The organism is Chitinophagaceae bacterium (assembly GCA_016713085.1).
In the GTDB taxonomy this organism is placed as follows: Bacteria; Bacteroidota; Bacteroidia; order Chitinophagales; family Chitinophagaceae; genus Lacibacter.
The window spans coordinates 422,911-442,686 of the sequence record JADJPV010000002.1; the positions used below are offsets into that span (position 1 = coordinate 422,911).

The 19,776-nt window shown below is 39.3% G+C and carries 19 protein-coding genes and 1 pseudogene; 9 read left to right on the forward strand and 11 right to left on the reverse strand.

Annotated elements, in window-relative coordinates; translation table 11 throughout:
• Positions 1-11: 11 nt before the first annotated feature.
• Both IPK31_14475 and IPK31_14480 read left to right on the forward strand, forming a co-directional pair.
• A complete protein-coding gene (locus IPK31_14475) occupies positions 12-869 on the forward strand; it encodes a winged helix-turn-helix transcriptional regulator (protein ID MBK8089041.1) in 858 nt (285 codons plus the stop codon).
• 147 nt (positions 870-1,016) lie between these two features.
• Positions 1,017-1,532, forward strand: coding sequence for a transposase (locus IPK31_14480; GenBank protein ID MBK8089042.1), 516 nt, complete (start codon positions 1,017-1,019; stop codon positions 1,530-1,532).
• A gap of 613 nt (positions 1,533-2,145) precedes the next feature.
• Here the strand turns inward: IPK31_14480 and IPK31_14485 are convergent.
• The 6 genes from IPK31_14485 to IPK31_14510 all read right to left on the reverse strand — a co-directional run bounded on the left by IPK31_14485 (position 2,146) and on the right by IPK31_14510 (position 6,145).
• The gene (locus IPK31_14485) at positions 2,146-2,454 is read right to left on the reverse strand and encodes a hypothetical protein (protein MBK8089043.1); all 309 of its coding nucleotides are present in this window, start codon (positions 2,452-2,454) and stop codon (positions 2,146-2,148) included.
• 89 nt (positions 2,455-2,543) lie between these two features.
• Positions 2,544-2,720 (reverse strand): hypothetical protein, encoded by a 177-nt coding sequence (locus IPK31_14490; GenBank protein MBK8089044.1) that lies wholly within the window; start codon positions 2,718-2,720, stop codon positions 2,544-2,546.
• Positions 2,717-3,139 carry a hypothetical protein gene (locus tag IPK31_14495; GenBank protein ID MBK8089045.1) on the reverse strand — a complete coding sequence of 141 codons (423 nt, stop codon included), beginning with the start codon at positions 3,137-3,139 and terminating at the stop codon, positions 2,717-2,719. The genes IPK31_14490 and IPK31_14495 overlap by 4 nt, the downstream gene beginning before the upstream one ends.
• A gap of 45 nt (positions 3,140-3,184) precedes the next feature.
• On the reverse strand, positions 3,185-3,541 hold the full coding sequence (locus tag IPK31_14500) for a hypothetical protein (protein ID MBK8089046.1): 357 nt from the start codon (positions 3,539-3,541) through the stop codon (positions 3,185-3,187).
• 715 nt (positions 3,542-4,256) lie between these two features.
• Positions 4,257-4,802: a hypothetical protein gene (locus IPK31_14505; GenBank protein ID MBK8089047.1), complete on the reverse strand. Its 546-nt coding sequence runs from the start codon at positions 4,800-4,802 to the stop codon at positions 4,257-4,259.
• A gap of 197 nt (positions 4,803-4,999) precedes the next feature.
• Positions 5,000-6,145 carry a beta-lactamase family protein gene (locus IPK31_14510; protein MBK8089048.1) on the reverse strand — a complete coding sequence of 382 codons (1,146 nt, stop codon included), beginning with the start codon at positions 6,143-6,145 and terminating at the stop codon, positions 5,000-5,002.
• 500 nt (positions 6,146-6,645) lie between these two features.
• On the opposite strand from IPK31_14510, the pseudogene clpB reads away from it, so the two are divergent.
• The 3 genes and pseudogenes from clpB (at position 6,646) to IPK31_14525 (ending at position 11,344) form a co-directional block, all read left to right on the forward strand.
• Positions 6,646-9,290, forward strand: a pseudogene (gene clpB, locus IPK31_14515) (ATP-dependent chaperone ClpB).
• Between the two features lie 82 nt (positions 9,291-9,372).
• A complete protein-coding gene (locus IPK31_14520; GenBank protein MBK8089049.1) occupies positions 9,373-9,939 on the forward strand; it encodes a thioredoxin domain-containing protein in 567 nt (188 codons plus the stop codon).
• A gap of 178 nt (positions 9,940-10,117) precedes the next feature.
• The gene (locus IPK31_14525; protein ID MBK8089050.1) at positions 10,118-11,344 is read left to right on the forward strand and encodes a TCR/Tet family MFS transporter; all 1,227 of its coding nucleotides are present in this window, start codon (positions 10,118-10,120) and stop codon (positions 11,342-11,344) included.
• A gap of 144 nt (positions 11,345-11,488) precedes the next feature.
• Here IPK31_14525 and IPK31_14530 read toward each other — a convergent pair whose 3' ends face one another.
• Together IPK31_14530 and IPK31_14535 are read right to left on the reverse strand one after the other, a co-directional pair.
• Positions 11,489-12,448, reverse strand: coding sequence for a M20/M25/M40 family metallo-hydrolase (locus tag IPK31_14530; protein ID MBK8089051.1), 960 nt, complete (start codon positions 12,446-12,448; stop codon positions 11,489-11,491).
• Complete coding sequence (locus IPK31_14535; protein ID MBK8089052.1) at positions 12,375-12,935, reverse strand: M20/M25/M40 family metallo-hydrolase; 561 nt, start codon at positions 12,933-12,935, stop codon at positions 12,375-12,377. Before IPK31_14535 ends, IPK31_14530 begins: the two co-directional genes overlap by 74 nt.
• Positions 12,936-13,074: 139 nt before the next feature.
• Between IPK31_14535 and IPK31_14540 the strand changes: the two genes are divergently transcribed.
• From IPK31_14540 to IPK31_14550, 3 genes are all read left to right on the forward strand, one after another.
• Positions 13,075-13,548: a VanZ family protein gene (locus IPK31_14540; GenBank protein ID MBK8089053.1), complete on the forward strand. Its 474-nt coding sequence runs from the start codon at positions 13,075-13,077 to the stop codon at positions 13,546-13,548.
• Positions 13,549-13,682: 134 nt separating this feature from the next.
• Complete coding sequence (locus IPK31_14545; protein MBK8089054.1) at positions 13,683-13,967, forward strand: hypothetical protein; 285 nt, start codon at positions 13,683-13,685, stop codon at positions 13,965-13,967.
• Between the two features lie 37 nt (positions 13,968-14,004).
• Complete coding sequence (locus IPK31_14550; GenBank protein MBK8089055.1) at positions 14,005-14,505, forward strand: cupin domain-containing protein; 501 nt, start codon at positions 14,005-14,007, stop codon at positions 14,503-14,505.
• 11 nt (positions 14,506-14,516) lie between these two features.
• On the opposite strand, the gene IPK31_14555 is transcribed toward IPK31_14550, so the two are convergent.
• Entirely contained in the window at positions 14,517-15,371 is an 855-nt protein-coding gene (locus tag IPK31_14555; GenBank protein ID MBK8089056.1) for a PAS domain-containing protein, read from the reverse strand.
• Entirely contained in the window at positions 15,260-17,053 is a 1,794-nt protein-coding gene (locus IPK31_14560; GenBank protein MBK8089057.1) for a PAS domain-containing protein, read from the reverse strand. Before IPK31_14560 ends, IPK31_14555 begins: the two co-directional genes overlap by 112 nt.
• A gap of 196 nt (positions 17,054-17,249) precedes the next feature.
• On the opposite strand from IPK31_14560, the gene pdxH reads away from it, so the two are divergent.
• The gene (gene pdxH, locus IPK31_14565; GenBank protein ID MBK8089058.1) at positions 17,250-17,897 is read left to right on the forward strand and encodes a pyridoxamine 5'-phosphate oxidase; all 648 of its coding nucleotides are present in this window, start codon (positions 17,250-17,252) and stop codon (positions 17,895-17,897) included.
• Positions 17,898-18,005: 108 nt separating this feature from the next.
• Here the strand turns inward: pdxH and IPK31_14570 are convergent, their stop codons facing one another.
• Entirely contained in the window at positions 18,006-19,400 is a 1,395-nt protein-coding gene (locus IPK31_14570; protein MBK8089059.1) for a tryptophanase, read from the reverse strand.
• Between the last annotated feature and the right edge of the window lie 376 nt (positions 19,401-19,776).

Genomic DNA, 19,776 nt, shown 5'->3' on the forward strand with positions numbered 1-19,776 from the left:
ATTTTGCACACATGAAGCCATTTATTCTGCTCGGATCTTCCATCATAATAACTGCTGTTTTAATTTCTGCTGCAGCATTCAGCAATCAAAAGAAGGATATTCCTGAGAAGCATGCAGAAGTGGTATTACGTAATTTAGGACATCAGCTGTTGCTTACAGCCAAGGATTCTTCATCCCGGGTGATGCCGGTTAAGAAATTAAATGAACATACCTACCAGATTGCCTTTCAAAACAGCTTTGGTTTTATTTCAGATACACTTATCAATTTAGTGCAGCGAACATTTCAACAAAATGGAATGGGAAAGGATTATATCGTGAATTTGAGGAATTGCAAACAAAATGAAACGGTGTTTGCATTCGAAATAAATAACCAAACAGGCGATTTAACACCCTGCAGGGGTCGTACGCTGGAGCCTGGTTGTTATGTGATTGAAATTGAATTGCTGAAGAAAAATCAATTTAATTTCTTTTGGCTGTTGCTGTTGATGATTCCTTTGGGTTTTGCCGGTTATTCTATGAAGGATCAGTTTCGGAAAAAAGAAGTAAAAGAACCAATCCTGGATGATACGGATTATATACAATTAGGAAGCTTTCGGTTTTATACAACTAACAATGTTCTTACAAGTGAGACTAAAACTATTACGCTTTCGGAAAAGGAAACAAAGGCACTGAAAATATTTGCAGAAAATATGAATGAAACTGTAGACAGGGAGAAACTGATGAAAGAAATTTGGGAAGATGAAGGTATCGTGGTGATCAGCAGGAATGTTGATGTACTGGTGAGTAAATTACGAAAGAAATTAAGCGATGATAACTCCTTTAAATTTATTAATGTGCATGGCAGGGGTTATAAATTTAATATTGAGTAGATAGCAGATAGAAATCAGGTAAAGTGTAAAACAAATTGGGTTGGTAATTCTGCTCATGCTTCTGGCGCCAGTCTTCCGAAGGGCGACTTGATTCTGATTGCAGCAGTTGTCAGCACAATCATAATTTATACATTTGTATTTCACTGTATGATTGCCACCGAATACCATCCACAGTTCTTTACGGCTACTATTCTTGAATGGAAGAAGTTGCTTCAACCGGATAAGTATAAACAGACCATCATTGACAGTTTAAAGTTCCTGGTAAACGAACAGCGTGTAATTGTTACAGCCTTTGTAATTATGGATAATCATCTGCACATCATCTGGCAGACCGTTAATGGATTTACACCACAACAGGTTCAACATAGTTTTTTACGGTACACAGCGCAGCAGATCAAATTTGATTTACAGGAACATGATCCTGCGTTTCTTGAAGAGTTCCGGGTTGATGCAGCAGACAGGGAATACCAGTTCTGGGAGCGAAATCCTTTGAGTATTGATTTGTATTCAGAGAAAGTATTTTTTCAAAAGATGGATTATCTGCATGCAAATCCTGTTGTTGAAGGTTTGTGCCAATACCCGGAGGAATACAAATATTCTTCAGCGTTATTTTATGAGAAGGAAATTGATCTGTTTGGTTTCATCACTCATTGGCGGGAGTAATATTCTTTAAACGACTTTGCGGAAAGCAGCACGCCGTCGTTGTGTGTTCCGATAGCTATCGGGATCACCAACGACATTGATAGCGGGGGTTGCCTTAGTTATATGCTGTTGGTCATAAGACACAACAGCGGCGTGTTTTTTTTTCTTATGCACACTAATAGGTTGAGAGATTTCAATGAAGTTAACTCTGAGTGGTAGTTATTTCAAACTGTTACAATAAGGAGCACGCCGTCGTTGTGTGTTATCACCAACGACATTGATAGAGGGGTTGCTGAAGTTATTTGCTGTTGGTCATAAGACACAACAGCGGCGAAAGAAAAAGAGGTTTATGTTTTATAAGTAGACTCTCGGCAGGGAAAGAAGTAGGCAGGAGCCAGTGGAGGAGGTGTTAGACTTTGTTGACTTATTATTCTTCATTTCGTTCTCTCCGTTTAAATTGATGTAGTATCATCGGGTAATTTCCTTCATTGTTTCTTTCACTAACTCGTCAATCATTTCTTTTGTAATAGGAATTCCTTCGGGGTGTTTTCCAAGTGAGTTGTTGATAGCCCGGCTAATTAACTCTTGATTATGATTTGATGACTGTCGTTTCATTGCGATGGACAAAACTCTCTCAAACCTTTTTTTGTACCTTTTCAAATGGTTCCCCGTCTTTATTCGTAAATAATTCCAAAAATTGTCCTTTTGTATAATTTAGAGGAATGCTTCTCACTAATTCTTTTATTTCAATTAGATCAAAGGCATAGGATTCATCCAAAGCAATTCCATCATAGTTGTCATTAAGCCTAACTATGAAATTGTGCGTGTTGAAAAGTTCAATATAAGCGTATAATATTTTCTCTGTAGGGTTGCCTAAAAGTCTTATAATGTGGCTTACTTCATTTTCTAGTGGTGTGTAAATTGTTAAGTTTGGGTAGTGCATCCATACAACGTCTAAATCTACTGTTCCTCCTAAATATGGGAATAAGTGAGTAATGTATTTTCTATCGCCACCTTTAAGAATGAAATAGTTTATTGCAGATTTAGTAATTGATTTAAAAACCTCTTTATTAAATTGAAGCTTTGAAAGTGAATAGGTTCGTCAAAATATTCATTTCTATGCTCAGCTGTTGCCATCGCCTGATCAACATCAAGTTCGGGATAACGTTTTCTTTTAGCCCCTCTAAAATGGTCTTCATTTCTTTTCATCTCTCTGTTATTGAGAGTTGGATTTGTTGACCATCAATATCCTCGTTAATGATCGGCTTAGTCATTACTGGCTTACCCCCATATTGCAAGTAGTAATCTTCACCAGTAGATTCAAGTTTACCTTTTATTGCTTGTGGTTCACCACGATGTCTTTTAATCAAAAGTAAGTTTGCTAAGTCGTTCGTTTGCTTAGCAAGTTCAGAATCAAAGCTTTCGCCAAACAGAGAGTTGTGGTTTTTGCAAAGCAGGTCTTTTGATTTTAGACGCCCTCCACAAGCATTAAGAATTATGTGTTCTTCTGTTTCGTTAGTTGAAGTGATGTCTACTTGACATATATAACATTTTGCCACTGATTGTTTATTTAATAATATTAGTATAAAGTGAACTTTTGCCTTTCCAAGGTAGTTCGCAACAAACAAATATTTGCAGATGCTGAAAAATGAAATTTCGTCTGCCTGGCCTTTTTAAAGAACCTTATGTTTTGCGAAGTGTTTATGAGCTGCAAATAAAAGCCTATTGAATTTTTCAAGTAGCAAAACGTCAACTAACTCTACTTTTTCAGCATCGTATTTTAATGCCATTTTATAGATAGTGTCAAAATACATTTTATAATTGACAGAACAAGTCGAAAAGTTTTGCTGACTCTCAAGAATACTAGCTGCTCTTATATGCACCTTTAGTAGGTTCCTTATATCTGCTACTTGGTCATATTCATGAGGATTATAAGGAGTACTGTATTTTTCTCGACGCCTATAATTGAGAAAAGGGAGAGCCCCAAAATTTAAAAACATACTTAAGGTCAAATGAGTTAAGGGTTCCATAGTTAATTGGTTTCTTTCCAATAAATACTAAGGGCATATGGGTATAAAATTGTTGTATAGTGGGATCAATAATGATTTCTTCATTATTTTTAAGTGTTAATATATAGTGATGGTCATGATTGTTGACAAGAACTGATTTTATCAAGTTTTCAATTCCTTTTTTTTCTAAAAACAGCGATAAAGTATAACACATTCCAAAGCAGTTACCCTTCGAAGATTCACTTCCAAGTACATAATTTACGAACTCCTCTGTTATACTTTTTAAGTGTTTCATGAATTGCAAATATCGATCAAGCATTTGGAAGACAGGTAATTTGTTGATTGTCAAACCCACTATTTCAAACACTTTTGATGACTGTGCTTTTATTTTATGTATTCAGTAATTTTTTTATTTATATCTTCTAAGATGTCCAAATATGAGTTGACCGCTTGAAAATGAGTAGTAGTTACATAGGTCATATCTGTATGTGCAGAGTTTACTTCATTGGCAATATCATTTATTTCTATTGCATTATAATCTTCTGGAATATGGGGAGCTGAAATTTGAACTAATGGGATAACAAATCTCTCAATGAATTTTGCTCTGTCTTTTAAGCCGTTGTCAGTAATAACCTCAGTGTCTTCAAAAATTTAATTCTATTTTCACTATAATTTATCATAAACAAATCGTCATCTCGAAACTTCCATTTCTTTATTCCATTTTCAAATTCGAAGTCTACGCCTCGTTGATTACATAACTCAAAATATTTAGTATAAAGAAGTTTTCTATATGAATAAAATTTGTCTTCATGAAAATTATACTTTTTAATATATGTTCTAAGTTCATCTCTAAGAGAAGTTCTAAAGTCATTAAGTGTGTATAGGCTTGATAAAGCTCGTTGAGTTTCTGGATTTCTTCCTGTTTGTTTACTCCTGTGTCTTTGTATAGAAATTTCACATCGATAAAATGAAGAAAATCCGCATTAATCCCTTGGTTAAACTCAAGTCTGAAGTCCTGTTTTTCTATATATTCTTTTAGGTTTTGTATTTGATTTGCGACTGATGAGTTTAACTGTGCCAAACTGTTTTTAAATAAGCTAACTTCTGTGGAAAGTAGTTCCTTTTCCTCAATACGTTTGTCTCGTTTCTCATTTGAGTAAATTCTGGTTGCTATCCAATAACCACCAAATATGCTTAATATCCCAATGATAACCGAAAACCAGTCAAACCAGTTTGGCATGAAATCCCAAAAGGTTCCTTGTAAAATATGAAAACAGTTCATTTTGTGCGGGTTCTAAAAAAGTATTCAAATCTCTAAATTATGCTATAAGAAGTAGCTCTCAAAATGTGACATTAATAATCAATCAAAAGGCGTTCTATATTTTGAATTGTTACAGCTTCAATATAAATTTAATAATCGATTATAAACGTTCCCTCTTATCAATCCCCGGCCGACGTGGGCGTCAGACGAGGTATCAGTCACCTCATCACCCCATCCACAATTCCCTTCAGCTCTTTATACTTTGAGTTGCGTCCTTTGTTTTTGAGATTATATACAAATAAAAAGGCGCAGTATTTTTTTTCATTCTCCACCCAGGGAAAGGAGCCAAAGAGTCCGGGGCTGCTGACGGCGTTGCTTCGTTTACTGTCGGGCATGGCATCTTTTTTATCGGCAATGGCAAGGGGTGAGTCCATCATCCATTCACCAAAACCATAACCCCAGGTGCCTGCTTCTTCGGGTGAGCTCATGATCACCACATCACGGCCAACACGGTTCTTCTGCATTTCATTGATGAGTGCTTTGCTGATAATGCGTTTGCCTTTGTATTCACCTTCATTCAATATCATGGTGAGGAAGTTCATATAATCTAAGGGTGTACTGAAAGCGCCACCTGCTGCCAATGGTACTCCGTTTTTTCCAAAGTCGGTATTCTTCATTTCCAATGGTTCGGCTATGCGTTCATGAAAGGCGGTTTCAAAATCCTTCTCACTTACTTTTTCAATAATGGCGGCAATGATCTGCAAACCTGCATTGCTGTAATGAAAGGTTTTACCGGGTGTTCCTTCCATGGGTGCGTTGGCAATTTTGTCCATTGCATCGGCCATGCTTTTTACACTCTTCATGCCTTCGAGCATTTCACGGAGTCCGCCTGCATTGATGCCCGTTTGGTGGGTAAGACAATGCCATACACGGATGCCTCCTTTTCCATACTTGGTCATGATGGGTAAAAACTTTCCAATAGAATCGTTGAGGCGGAATTTGTTTTCATCAATATAGGTCATGGCGAGTGCGGCGGTGAGCCACTTGCTGCAGCTGGCAATGCGTTCACGGGTGGTGTCGGCATATTCCCGTAACAGATAATCTTCATCGGCACCGGTTATTTTAGAACGAACCTTGGCACGGTTCTCCTGTTGCTTACTGAGTTTATTGAAACTCTGGTTGTACACGATCTTTCCGTCTTTATAAACGAGCATGACGGCACGGCCTCCGAGATCGGGGAGGTTGCTGTTGATCCAGTCGGTTAGTTTGGTAAAGTCCTGCTGTGCAAAACCGAACTGAAAGAATAACAGGAAAAGCAGCGTTGTACTGACTTTGGGGCGGATTATGAAGGCGAACTGTGACATTGTTACTGCTTTTTTTTGTTGGATAGTGATTTGAGGGATAAGGCAAAGAGGCAACGAGGCAAAGAGGCGGAGGCACAGGCAACAGCCAAAAGGCAACGAGGCTGAACGAATTTACTTATTTCAGATTAAGGAAGAAAGGGAAAGAGGAAGAAAGGCAACGAGGCAAAGAGGGAACAGCCAAAAGGCAAAGAGGGAAGGCAGTTAAACACAGAGGAATGGAGGTGATGAGATACACAGAGGGTTGAAGAGAGTGTTAGAAAAATGAATATGAGTTGAAGTGGAAGAATAATAAGGCCTAACCCTCGGTCCCTCTCCGAAGGAGAGGGAGGCCAGGCAAAAGAAATTGAATCAACAGTTGTAATTAAGCATTTGAGCAGTTGAATATTTTTCATCCATATTCAAGTGTTGAAATGGAAGAACAAATAGATCATTAAAAACATGCAGCACCGCTTCCTCTCTGAAGGAGAGGAAGATGGAAGGTGAGGCCAAAAACACACTATATGAACTTAGGAAATTTTACAATTAAAGCAGCAGAGGCAGTGCAGCAGGCACAGCAACTGGCATTTAATGCACAGAACACAAATATTGAAACAGAACATTTGCTGAAGGCATTGCTCGATCAGCAGGATAGTCCGGTGGAATATTTATTGAAGAAAAATAATGTAACGCTGAACCTGGTTGAAACAAAACTGGCGGAAGCGATTGCTAATTTACCCAAGACGAATGGTGGTGAAGCTGCACAGATGGTTGGGCGTGGGGCCAACAACGTTATTCTGCGTGCAGGTGCAGCACTGAAAGGTTTTGGTGATGAGTTTGTAACACCTGAACATTTACTCTTAGCCATTGTACAGGGAAATGATTCAACAGCGAAGATTTTAAAAGGAGCAGGATTAACCGAGAAGGGATTACTCACTGCTATTAAAGATTTGCGGAAGGGTGATACAGTAAAAAGTCAAACCCAGGAAACACAGTTCAATGCACTGAACAAGTATGCGAAGAACTTAATTGAAATGGCAAGACAGGGAAAGCTTGATCCGGTGATTGGGCGTGATGAAGAGATCCGCAGAACATTGCACATCTTAACCAGAAGAAGTAAAAACAATCCCATTTAGTTGGAGAACCGGGTGTTGGTAAAACAGCCATTGCTGAAGGTTTGGCCATGCGTATTTTAAATGGTGATGTACCTGATAATTTAAAATCGAAGATCATTTATGCACTGGATATGGGTCAGCTGATTGCCGGTGCAAAGTATAAGGGTGAGTTTGAAGAGCGTTTGAAAAGTGTGGTGAAAGAAGTGGGCGACAGTGATGGAGAAATTATTTTATTCATTGATGAAATTCATACACTTGTTGGTGCAGGTGGTGGCGAAGGTGCCATGGATGCAGCGAATATTTTAAAACCTGCATTGGCAAGAGGTGAACTGAGAGCGATTGGTGCAACTACGCTGAACGAGTATCAAAAGTTTTTTGAAAAAGATAAAGCATTGGAGCGCCGTTTCCAGAAAGTGATGATTGATGAACCAAGTGTGGAAGATGCGATTTCTATTTTACGTGGATTGAAGGATCGTTATGAAACACATCATCATGTTCGTATTAAAGACGAAGCGATTATTGCTGCGGTTGAATTGAGCAGCCGTTATATCACCGATCGTTTTTTACCCGACAAAGCAATTGACTTAATTGATGAAAGTGCAGCCAAGCTCCGTTTGGAAATGAACAGTATGCCGGAAGAGCTGGATAAACTTGAAAGGCAGATCCGTCAATTGGAAATTGAACGTGAAGCCATCAAGCGGGAGAATGATGAACCGAAGTTAAGAGAGCTGAATACGGATATCGCTAATCTTTCTGTTGAACGTGACACGTTGAAATCGAAATGGAAAGCAGAAAAAGAATTGGTGGAGAAAGTGCAGAATGCAAAAGCAGAAATTGAAAACCTGAAGATGAAAGCCGAACGTGCAGAACGTGAAGGCAATTATGGATTGGTGGCTGAGATCCGTTATGGTAAGGTGAAAGAACAGGAAGCATTGATTGCATCCTTAACTGAACAGATTGAAACAAGCGGTGAAAAACGTTTACTGAAAGAAGAAGTGGATGCAGAAGATATTGCCGCCAACATTGCGAAGATGACGGGGATTCCTGTTGCCAAGATGTTGCAGAGCGAACGGGAGAAACTATTGCACCTGGAAGATGAATTACATAAAAGAGTAGTGGGACAGGAAGAAGCGATTACTGCAGTTGCCGATGCCATCCGCAGAAGCAGGGCAGGGTTGAGTGATCCGAAAAAACCAATCGGTTCATTTATCTTCCTGGGTACAACCGGCGTGGGTAAAACAGAACTTGCGAAAGCCTTAGCTGAATACCTGTTTGATGATGAGAGTATGATGACGAGGATTGATATGAGTGAGTACCAGGAAAAGCATACGGTTTCAAGACTGGTTGGTGCGCCTCCGGGATATGTGGGTTATGATGAAGGTGGACAGTTAACCGAAGCGGTTCGTCGCAAGCCTTACAGTGTGGTGCTGCTCGATGAAATTGAAAAAGCCAACCCTGATGTTTGGAATATCCTTTTGCAGGTGCTGGATGATGGCCGCCTGACCGACAATAAGGGCAGGACAGTGAATTTCAAGAATACCATTATCATTATGACCAGTAATATCGGGAGCCACCTGATCAGCGAGGCATTTGAGGGGGTGAAAACGGAAGAACAGATCGAAAATGCAACCGAAAAGGCCAAAACCGATGTTATGACGTTGTTGCGACAAACAATTCGGCCCGAATTCTTGAATCGTGTGGATGAAATCATTATGTTTGCGCCGCTACTGCGTAAGGAAATTAAATCCATCGTTCGAATTCAGCTGGGCAACCTTCAAAAACTGGTTGCAGAAAGTGGAATAAAGCTGGATTTTACAGATTATGCCCTTGATTTCTTAGCGGAACAGGGCTTTGATCCCCAATTTGGCGCAAGACCTTTGAAACGATTGATCCAGAAGGAGATCGTTAACGAATTGAGCCGGAAGATTTTAGCCGGGGATGTTGATAAAACGAAAACTGTAGTTGTAGATGTATTTGACGGAGTAGTGGTATTCAGAAATGAGGCCGCTGGTCAGCATATACCAACAATTAAGAACGAAAAGGCAACAACATAAGAACTGGATTGTTATAATAGAATAAGCAACAAAGAGAAGAAAGAAAGGATCTATTCATCATTTCAAAAAACAAGAGGAATATATGGCACATAGTAAAGCACCGGAAATTGAGATTATCCCAACCAAGAATATCTGGGTGGGTGATAAAGAAGCTCCGGTAAAATTGGTGATGTTTGGTGATTACGAAAGTGAGCCCTGCGCAAAAGCCAATGAGGTAGTAAATCAGCTGATGGAGAAGTATGAAGGTAAATTGCAATTCAACTTCCGTCATTTTCCGTTAACCAGGATTCACCAGCGTGCACACAAAGCAGCAGAAGCTTCTATTGGTGCGGCGCAGGAAGGAAAGTTTTGGGAAATGCATAATTTGTTATTTGCCAAACGCAGACAATTGGGAACCATCAGCTTGAAAGGATATGCTAAAGAAAGCGGTGTTACAGATAAAAACTTTTTAAGCAAACTGGTTGACTCTGTTTACGGATGGAGTGTGAGAGTTGACTTACTGGAAGGTGCGAACAAAGGAATTAAAGATGTACCGTTCTTTTATATCAATGATGAGCCTTATAAAGGTCCCATCAACCTGAGCGCATTCAGTAAGGTGATTGATGAACTGTCGAAAGCAAAGAAAGCACCGGCGAAGAAGAGAGCGTAGGATAATGTACGGTGTTAGATGTAAGAAGTACGATGTAAGAAGAATACAGAAGATAGAATTTAGAAGGGGCAACAGCTTGTAAGAGTTGTTGCCTTTTTGTTTGCAGTTATTTTGCTGTGAAAAAAAACTCTGATTTCTCTGTAAGAAAAAAATCATCTTTACAGCTTATTCTAAATTTATGGCAGGCAATCAGAAAGCAGCAATTGGATTTATTTTTATCACTTTATTAATTGATGTGATTGGTTTTGGTATCATCATTCCAGTAATCCCAAAACTGATTGAAGAGCTTGCACATGTGGGTGTAAGTGAGGCTTCGCAAATTGGCGGATGGTTGATGTCTTCCTTTGCTGCCACGCAGTTTTGTTTTTCTCCACTAATGGGAAACTTAAGTGACAAATATGGCCGTCGCCCCGTATTGCTTGCATCGCTGTTTGCTTTTTCTCTTGATTATATTATTCTTGTTTTTGCACCAACACTGGCCTGGTTATTTGTCGGCCGTATTATAGCCGGTATTACAGGTGCAAGTTTTTCTACTGCCACTGCTTATATTGCTGATATCAGTAATGCAGAAAACCGTGCAAAGAATTTTGGTATGATTGGAGCTGCATTTGGTTTAGGTTTTGTAATTGGTCCTGTTTTGGGAGGATTGCTTGGCAGCTTTGGTGCAAGGGTTCCGTTTATGGTTGCAGCCGGTTTGTGTATGCTGAATTTTTTGTATGGCTATTTTATTTTGCCTGAATCATTGAAGCCGGAGAACAGAAGAAAGTTTGAATGGAAAAGAGCGATACCGGGTGTGAGTTTAATGAACCTGAAAAAATATCCAGCCATTGGCGGTTTAATTGTTGCATTAATTCTTGTTTATCTCGGTTCACATGCGGTGCAGAGTAACTGGAGTTTCTTTACCATTGAAAAGTTTAAGTGGGATTCGAAGATGATTGGTTTTTCTTTAGCGGCTGTTGGTTTACTGGTTGGTGCTGTGCAGGGTGGATTAACGAGAGTGATTAATCCAAAACTTGGGAATGAAAAAAGTATTTATATCGGTCTTGCTTTATATACATTGGGTATGTTCCTGTTTGCTTTTGCCTCACAGAGCTGGATGATGTTTGTGTTTTTAATTCCTTACTGTTTGGGTGGGATCTGTGGCCCGGCATTGCAATCCATCATGGCACAGCATGTTCCTGCTAATGAACAGGGTGAACTGCAGGGATCACTTGCAGGATTGATGAGTGCAACTACTATTATTGGTCCGGCAATGATGACGAATATTTTTGCTTACTTCACTTCAAAATCGGCACCTGTTTATTTTCCGGGTTCTTCTTTTTTCCTGGGCTTTCTGTTTATGCTGGCCAGTGCCATTGTTGCGTATTATGCATTGCATAAACAAATGCGGACGGCGAAATCATAAAGATCATCTTAGAACGTCTTTTCGACCGGAGGGAGAAATCTCATTGTACTCATCAATAAGAATGGATTGAGATTTCTCATCCTGCGAATGTTTTGCACATAGAAAAACATATTGCAAGCAGGATTCGAAATGACGGTTGAAAGATTATTTATCTGTCATCAGCATTTTATAATAGAAGATCATCCGTTTTAAATCAGTAATGGGAATGCGTTCATCAATGCCATGAAAACCTTTTGCATCGGTCATCGGAGCAAAGTTGACCACTGCATCACTGAAAGGACGGAAATACCGTGAATCAGTTGCTCCAACCATCAGGTATGGTGATACAATGACTTCAGGGACTATCTTGTACGTAATGGCTTCTACTTTTTTAAACATCAGGTGTTCAGAGGAAGTTAATGCAGAAGGTTCCATCAGTGAAATGGTTTGTTTCTTTACTGTTACACGTTCATCATTGATTGCCTTCTTTACAAAATTTACTACATCATCACTTGTTTCGTCGGTAAGAATGCGGCTGTTGAACGTTGCTTTTGCAACAGATGGAATTACATTGTCTTTGATCCCTGCTTTTACTATTGTAGGAACAAGCGTTGTATGAATCAATGCATTGGTTTGTTTGGTTTTTTCCAGTTCAGTAATGAGCATACTTCTGAATAACCACTGGTTGCTTAATGCCATGCGGTTCAGTAATCCACCGCCGGGGCCAATGCGTAAAAACAATTCCTGGATAGGAGGAGTTATTTTTGCCGGCATCTGCTGTGCCCTGATTTTTGCAATGGCACTGTTTAGTATATCAATGGCCGTTTCTGGAAATGGCATGGAAGAATGTCCGCCGGGAATTTCAACGGTTAGATCAATATTTACATAACCTTTTTCACCCACACCTATTACTGCAACAGGTCGTTGCAATTCTTTAAAATGTTCCCTGTCTACCTGGCCGCCTTCATCGAGTACCAGTTCAGGGTGAATCTTCTGTTCTTTGAACCAGGCAGAAATTTTAGCAGCACCTCTTTTTCCTGCAATTTCTTCATCATGACCAAAGCATAAAGTAAATCGTACGTTCGGGTTGAAAATTTTCTTTGAGCAATTGTTCGGCTGCTTCAAAAATAGAAATGGCCGAAGCTTTATCATCTACTGCACCTCTTCCCCAAATTGTATCGCCTTTAATTGTTCCACTGAAGGATGGAACGCTCCAGTTTTTTTCTGCAACAGCTTCAACCGGCACCACATCCATGTGTGCCATGATCACATAGGGTTTCAGGCTTGTATCTTTTCCTTTCCATGTATATAGATAACTGAACTCACTGAAAATTTGTCTTGGTAATTTTTGATGAACTGTTGGATAGGTAGTTTCTAAAAACACACGGAATTTCAGAAACTCAGTTGTATCAATGGGAAGTGTATCGCCAAAAGAAACTGTTTTGATCCGGATTGCCTGGCTGAGGTGCAGGGCAGCCGAATCACTGATACCTGTTACGGCAACAGATGGATAAACCGGAATTATTTTACTGAAGCGGATTGTGTTGAACAGCAATACGGCCGACAGCACAAGTATAGCTGTCAAAAGCAGGAAAAAGAAACGTTTGAACATAGCGCAGATTTTGGTGCAGGTAATATACAACAGATAAATGAATCATGATTTAACTGTTTACAGGAATGGATATTTGGAAAGACCATTACCTTTAAGAATCAAATTTCAATTGTAACCACCAAAGCCCGGTCTTGTATCAATGAAACAGGAAAAAAAAGCATCGAAGTTTATTTTGTGGATAGCGCTGTTCTGTTGCCTTTTGATTCTGTCGAAATTTATTCTCTTTAAAAAATCTCCCGGCTATTATAAACAATATTTTGCTCATGGATACCATGCTTACTCTGTGAAGAAGGGATGGAAGCATGCCAACACCAAACCATTTTCCAGTATCCGATTATTTGCTGAAAGCAAATATGTAACATCCGAATACAGTTATAAAAATATCGGGGGAAATATTGTGGGCTTTATTCCGCTTGGATTACTGTTACCCTTCCTGATTCCGGTTTGCAGGAATTTTTTCGCTTTAACAGGAATGGTACTCCTTATCAGTTTATCCTTTGAACTGGTGCAGCTGCTGGCAGGGCTTGGTTCTTTTGATGTGGATGACCTGATCCTGAATACCACCGGTGGAATTGCCGGTTATATTTTGTATAAACTTATTGGACGAACCTGATTCTTTTACTGAACAGAAAGCACATTGTTTCACTTCTATGATGGAACTGTTATTTTTTGTCACATCAACTGCTTTGATGTGCAGATGCAGTAAATTAGTTGTCCAATGATTTTTCACAATTAAAACTTACAATCATGGACGAGAACAAAAACACCACCGACAACGAAAAACAAAGCTGGGCCGACAAAGCAGAAGACACCCTGCAGGATCTGAAAGGAAAAGCTGCTGTTTATGCTGATAAGGCAGAAGACAAACTCGAAGAACTGAAGGAAAAAGCAGAAGTAAAGTTTGAAGAATTTAAAGACAAGGCAGAAGATGTGATTGATGGCCTGAAGGTAAAAGCTGAAGGTTTGTGGGATAAAGTAAAAGACAAATTTGACGGTGACGAAGAGCCGCCGAAAAAAAATCCGGGCAATTAAACTAAATTGAAGGCTGTAATTATTACAGCCTTTTTTTATGATCACTGTACAACAGCTTATTGAAACATATCAACTGCTTCCGCATCCGGAAGGCGGTTACTACAGCCGCAGCTATGAAAGTGAAGAATTGATTCCTGCCAATGCATTACCCGAACGGTTTGGTACAGACCGTTTGATATCAACGGCGATTTATTTTTTACTGGATGGGAAAAATTTCTCTGCTTTTCACCGCATTAAAAGTGACGAGCTCTGGCATTTTTATGCTGGCGATGGTTTACTGATTTATGTCATTCATCCGGATGGGAGAGGAGAGATACTGAAGCTTGGTAATGATCTAAGCAATGGTTTTTCTTTTCAGCGGGTAGTAAAAGCCGGATGCTGGTTTGCATCGAAACCAATTACTGAAAATGGATTTTCATTTGCAGGATGTACTGTTGCACCGGGTTTTGATTTTGCAGATTTTGAACTGGTGGAGAAAAACGAATTACTGAAAGAATATCCGCAACATTATAAATGGATTGAGATATTGTGCAGATGATTGGCCAACTGCTAAATAGCAAGTACTGTGTGAATCTTTAAGAGTACACCATTTCCCGGCTTTGATGTGAATGAATAGTTACCGCCAATTGATTCAATGCGGTTGATCATATTAAAAATACCGATCCCTTTCTGTTCTTTTACTTTATCCAGATCAAAGCCCTTGCCATTATCAGACAGTTCAATTTCAATGGCAGATTCTGTATAATGCACTTTGATTTTTATTTTGTCTGCTTCGGAATATTTCTGGCTGTTGCGTGTAAATTCCTGGATGATGCGGTAGAGATTTACAGCAATATGTGATTCGGGTTCCTTTTCCATTCCACTTACTGACAGCCTGTAACGTTTATTATCTACTTTATTTAGCAGGTTGATCATTTCATGTAATGATTCAAGAAACCCATTGTCATACAATGATTGCGGAACCAACTGGTGTGAGATATGCCGTGATACCTGAAATGATTCATTAACTACATGATAGCAATCTTCAATCAATTGCTGTAACTCAGGATTTTCGGTAGCGGACATTGTCCGTATTGTTTCAATAATCAGTTTACCCGCAGCGAGGTACTGACAAACACCATCATGCAATTCGGCAGCAATACGGTTGCGTTCATTTTCTTCTGATTCAATAATGGAATTAAAGAGCTCTTTTTCAAATTGCTTAAAACTGCTGATGTCCTGCATCGTTCCTTTGAAAGAAATATGATCCGTTTCAGTTGCTTCCGGTTTTTGTCTTTTTCCTTCCAGGTATTTTATGGTGCCATCAGGAGTAATACAACGGAACTGTACGGAAAAAGCGGTTCTTGTTTTTTTTGAAGCTGCAAGTTTTTCTGCAACAAAAGATCTGTCTTCCGGATGTACCAAAAAAAAATCTCATCAAACAAAATTGGTTTTTTTGTTTTTTTCAGTCCGAGAATAGTAAACATTTCACTGCTGCAGTGCAATTCATTTGTTTCTGTATTCCATTCATAACTGGCTACTTTGGCAATCTTTTGCGCTTCGTTGAGCTGTTGCTGTTTTCTTAACAGTTTTATCTCTGTCTTCTTTTTTTCAGTAATATCCTGTACAGAACCGTTCGAATGCAGGGGTTCGTTCTGTTCGTTAAAAGACACAACAGCTAATACCCTTATCCATTTTTCTTTTCCATTTATCAGGAGGCGGTGTTCAATATCATATTTTTCCCCTTTCATTGCATCCTGCCATGTTTTTACAACAAAAGCGATGTCTTCGGGATGTACTTTTTTATAAAAATCGTTCGAGTTGGGTTTTATATCAAAGGGTACATCAAAGATCCTGCGTGCTTCATCAGACCATTCGAGGATATCATTTTTTATATCAAAGAACCAGCTTCCGAGTTTGGCTATTTGCTGGGCTGATATTAACTGGGTCTGTTCCCGTTGCAGCATTGCCTGGTACTTGCGTGCTTCTGTTACATCTCTGAAAATGCCTCTTGACAGCACCATCTGAAAATTATCAAAGCGGGCATTGATATTGGCTTCACAAAAAACCTGTTCACCATTTGCAGACAGAAAAGCAACTTCCACTGAACGGACTTCTTCTCCGTTTTTGATCCGTTCAAAAATGGCTTCACAATGCGAACGGTTTGCAGGATGTATAAAGTTGAAAATGTTTTTACCAATCACTTCCTCATCGGTATAACCGAGCCTTTTTTTCCAGCTTTCATTTACAAATACAACCTGGCCTTTTCCATCCACACTCTGAATAAGGTCGGAAGTGTTTTCAATCAGATCTCTGAATTTTTCTTCGTTCGCTCTCAGTATTTCTTCCTGCTCTTTCTGTATTGTAATGATATTTCGTACAGAAAGAAACTGTGTTATTTCCCTGTTTTCATTCAGCACAGGTGTAATGACAGTATCAACCCAGTAATGTGTGCCGTCCTTTGCACGGTTTTTAATTTCTCCACGCCAGTGGCTGCCCGACAGAATTGTTTCCCACATCTGTTTAAAAAAATCGTTCGGATGATGGGAGCTGTTAATGACCTGGTGTGTTTTGCCAATCAGTTCTTCCCTGTTATATTTTGATGTTTCAATAAATTTTTCATTGGCATAAATAATCTTTCCCTGCTTATCGGTAAGGGAAACAATGGCACTTTCGTTTAGGGCAAGCTGGTAAGCTCTCAATGTTTTTACAACTTCTGAGAATTGTTTTTTGCCGGTAATATCCATCACATATCCATCAATGTGAAATGGTTCATTTCCATTATAGTCAGAAACGGCAATTTCTTTTACCCACCTGATCATTCCATTACTGTCGATGATGCGGTATTGTGTGGTAAGATCAGTGCCTGTTCGGGAAAAGTTCCGGTGTTCTTTGTATACTCTTTCCTTATCATCGGGATGAATGATATCATAAAAAGAAGTAGTTTTTTCACTGAGGATTTTTTCTACACTGTAGCCGGTAAGTTCAACCACGCCGGGTGAAACATTAATGAGTAAAGGAACGTCGTTGGTTATCCTGCAACGGTACAGGATTCCCGGTAATTCTGAAAACAGGGATTCAGTGAGGAGTGGATTGGACGATGACATTGGTTTTAATAAGACTTAGGTAAATACGTTGTTAATCTTCAGCGTGTAATATTATTGATTTTTCTAAACAAAACAATCATAGCTATGTTTTTTAATATGTGAGGGTTTAATTCCTGAAAAGAGGTATTTACAGAGTAAATTGCAGCGTTCATTGATAAAAAAGATGAATTTTGTTCTTCAATCATAAAAAGCGAAAATGGAAGCAAATGATATTGCCGCATTACGAAAGGATTATAAACTGCACAGCTTAAATGAAACAGACCTGGCGGGTAGCCCTTTTCATCAGTTTGAGCATTGGTGGCATCAAATAACTGATGCAGAAGGCGACGAATTTAATGCAATGACCTTAGCAACAAATGGTACTGACGGACTGGTGGATGCAAGAATTGTATTACTCAAAGCTTTTGATGAGGATGGTTTTGTATTCTTTACCAATTATAACAGCAGCAAAAGTAAACAGCTCGATGATCATCCAGGCTGCTGCCTGCTTTTTCACTGGAAAGAACTGGAGCGACAGGTACGGATTAATGGCGTGGCAGAAAAAATATCCGTTAAGGAAAGTATTCAATACTTCGACAGCCGGCCCGAAGGAAGTAAAATAGGTGCATGGGCATCACCGCAAAGCCTGGTTGTATCAGGAAGAACATGGCTGGAAGAAACCTATCATTTTTATAAAGAACGTTTCAAGCATGGTTCTATTCCCAAACCACCGCATTGGGGAGGTTACCGTGTAAAACCAAACCGTATTGAATTCTGGCAGGGCCGTCCCGATCGTATGCACGACCGGATGCTGTATACAAAAACAGAAACAGGTGATTGGAAAGTGGAGCGGTTAGCACCTTAATGATCTGACAATATATTTTTTCAGGGCTAAAGCCCTCAGTGTTCTAATTACTAACCCCGGACCAAGTCCGGGGTTAGTAATTATGTATGAATTGGCTTTAGCCAGATATCATTCTATCGGTTTGAGTTTTGCAGTAAAATGACGAAGTGTTGGCGCTTCTTCAAAAATCACCAACCCTTTTATTTCATTTCTTTTATTGAATACCTCAATGATTACTTCGGCTACATAATCAATATGACTTTGGGTATATACTCTTCTCGGAATGGCTAAACGAACCAGTTCCAATGCAGCAGGGATTAATTTTTTATCTGCGCCTCCATCTTTTTCTGAACTGGCATATTTCCCAAACATCAACGAACCAATTTCCACACTGCGGATCCCACCATGTACATACAATGCTGCTACCAACGCCTGTCCCGGATATTTATCAACGGGAATATGTGAAAGAAATTCTTTTGCATCGAGATATACTGCATGTCCTCCTGCTGGCTGCATAACAGGCACTCCTGCAGCAATTAATTTGTTGGTAAGATATTCAATACTGCGGATGCGGTATTGCAGGTAATGTTCATCCAATACTTCATTCAATCCAATCGCAATTGCTTCGAGATCCCTTCCTGCAAGTCCGCCATAGGTTGGAAATCCTTCCGTCATGATGAGCAGGTTGCGGCATTGCTGCGCCAGTTCTTCATTGCGCATAGCTAAGAATCCACCAATATTGGCGAAGGCATCTTTCTTTGCACTCATGGTACATCCATCAGCATATGAAAAAAGTTCTTTTGCAATTTCACGTACTGATGTTGAAGCATAACCTTCTTCACGCAGTTTAATGAAGTATGCATTTTCTGCAAAGCGGCAGGCATCAATAAACAATGGAATATGATGTTCTGTACAAATTTTTCTTACTGCTTTTATGTTTTCCATACTCACCGGTTGTCCGCCACCTGAGTTGTTGGTAACAGTAATAATACAAAGCGGAATATTTTCAGTGCCTTTTTCTGCAATGATTTTTTTTAAAGCAATAGTATCCATATTCCCTTTAAACGGTGCAGGAATTGAAGGATGTTTTCCTTCTTCACAAATCAAATCAATTCCTTCAGCACCGGAGAATTCAATATTGGCTCTTGTGGTATCAAACAAGGTATTGCTGACAAAATATTTTCCTTTGCCACCGAGTATGCTGAATAATATTTTTTCTGCTGCTCTTCCCTGGTGGGTTGGAATGATCAATGGCATGCCGGTTATTTGCTGTACTGTTTCTTCAAATCGGAAAAAGCTGGGGCTGCCTGCATAAGATTCATCGCCCTGCATTATACCTGCCCATTGATTACTGCTCATGGCACTGGTTCCGCTGTCGGTAAGTAAGTCAATCAGTACATCTTTTGAATGGATGAGGAAGGAATTGTAAAAGGCTTTTTCTAAAATGAGCTGACGTTCTGCAACTGTGTTGAAATAAATGGGTTCAACGGATTTGATCCGGAACGGTTCTATAATTGTGTTCATGCAACAATGAATTAAAGTAAATGTGTTTGGAAAAAAAATGAATACTGTTTAAGGAGGGAGAGTATTAAGAAGGCCTGCTGATAATATTTTTCCAGATATTCATGAAACTGCGTGAAATTCAGTTTTACATTGTTTATTAAAAATCTTTTTTTACTTTCCTTGATTCGTGCCACATAATCTTGATTCCGGCAAGTAAACCCACAGCAAGGAAATTAAGCACAAGAAAAATATACTGGTCGTCATTCAGAAATCGTACAAGCATGGTCATTCATTTGGACATGAATCAATGGTTGATTTGTTTCAAAGGAATGACGGCTAAATGCTTTTTCTGTTATTTCAGATCGTTTTGCTGAAAAATTGTGGTTCGTGGAAACAC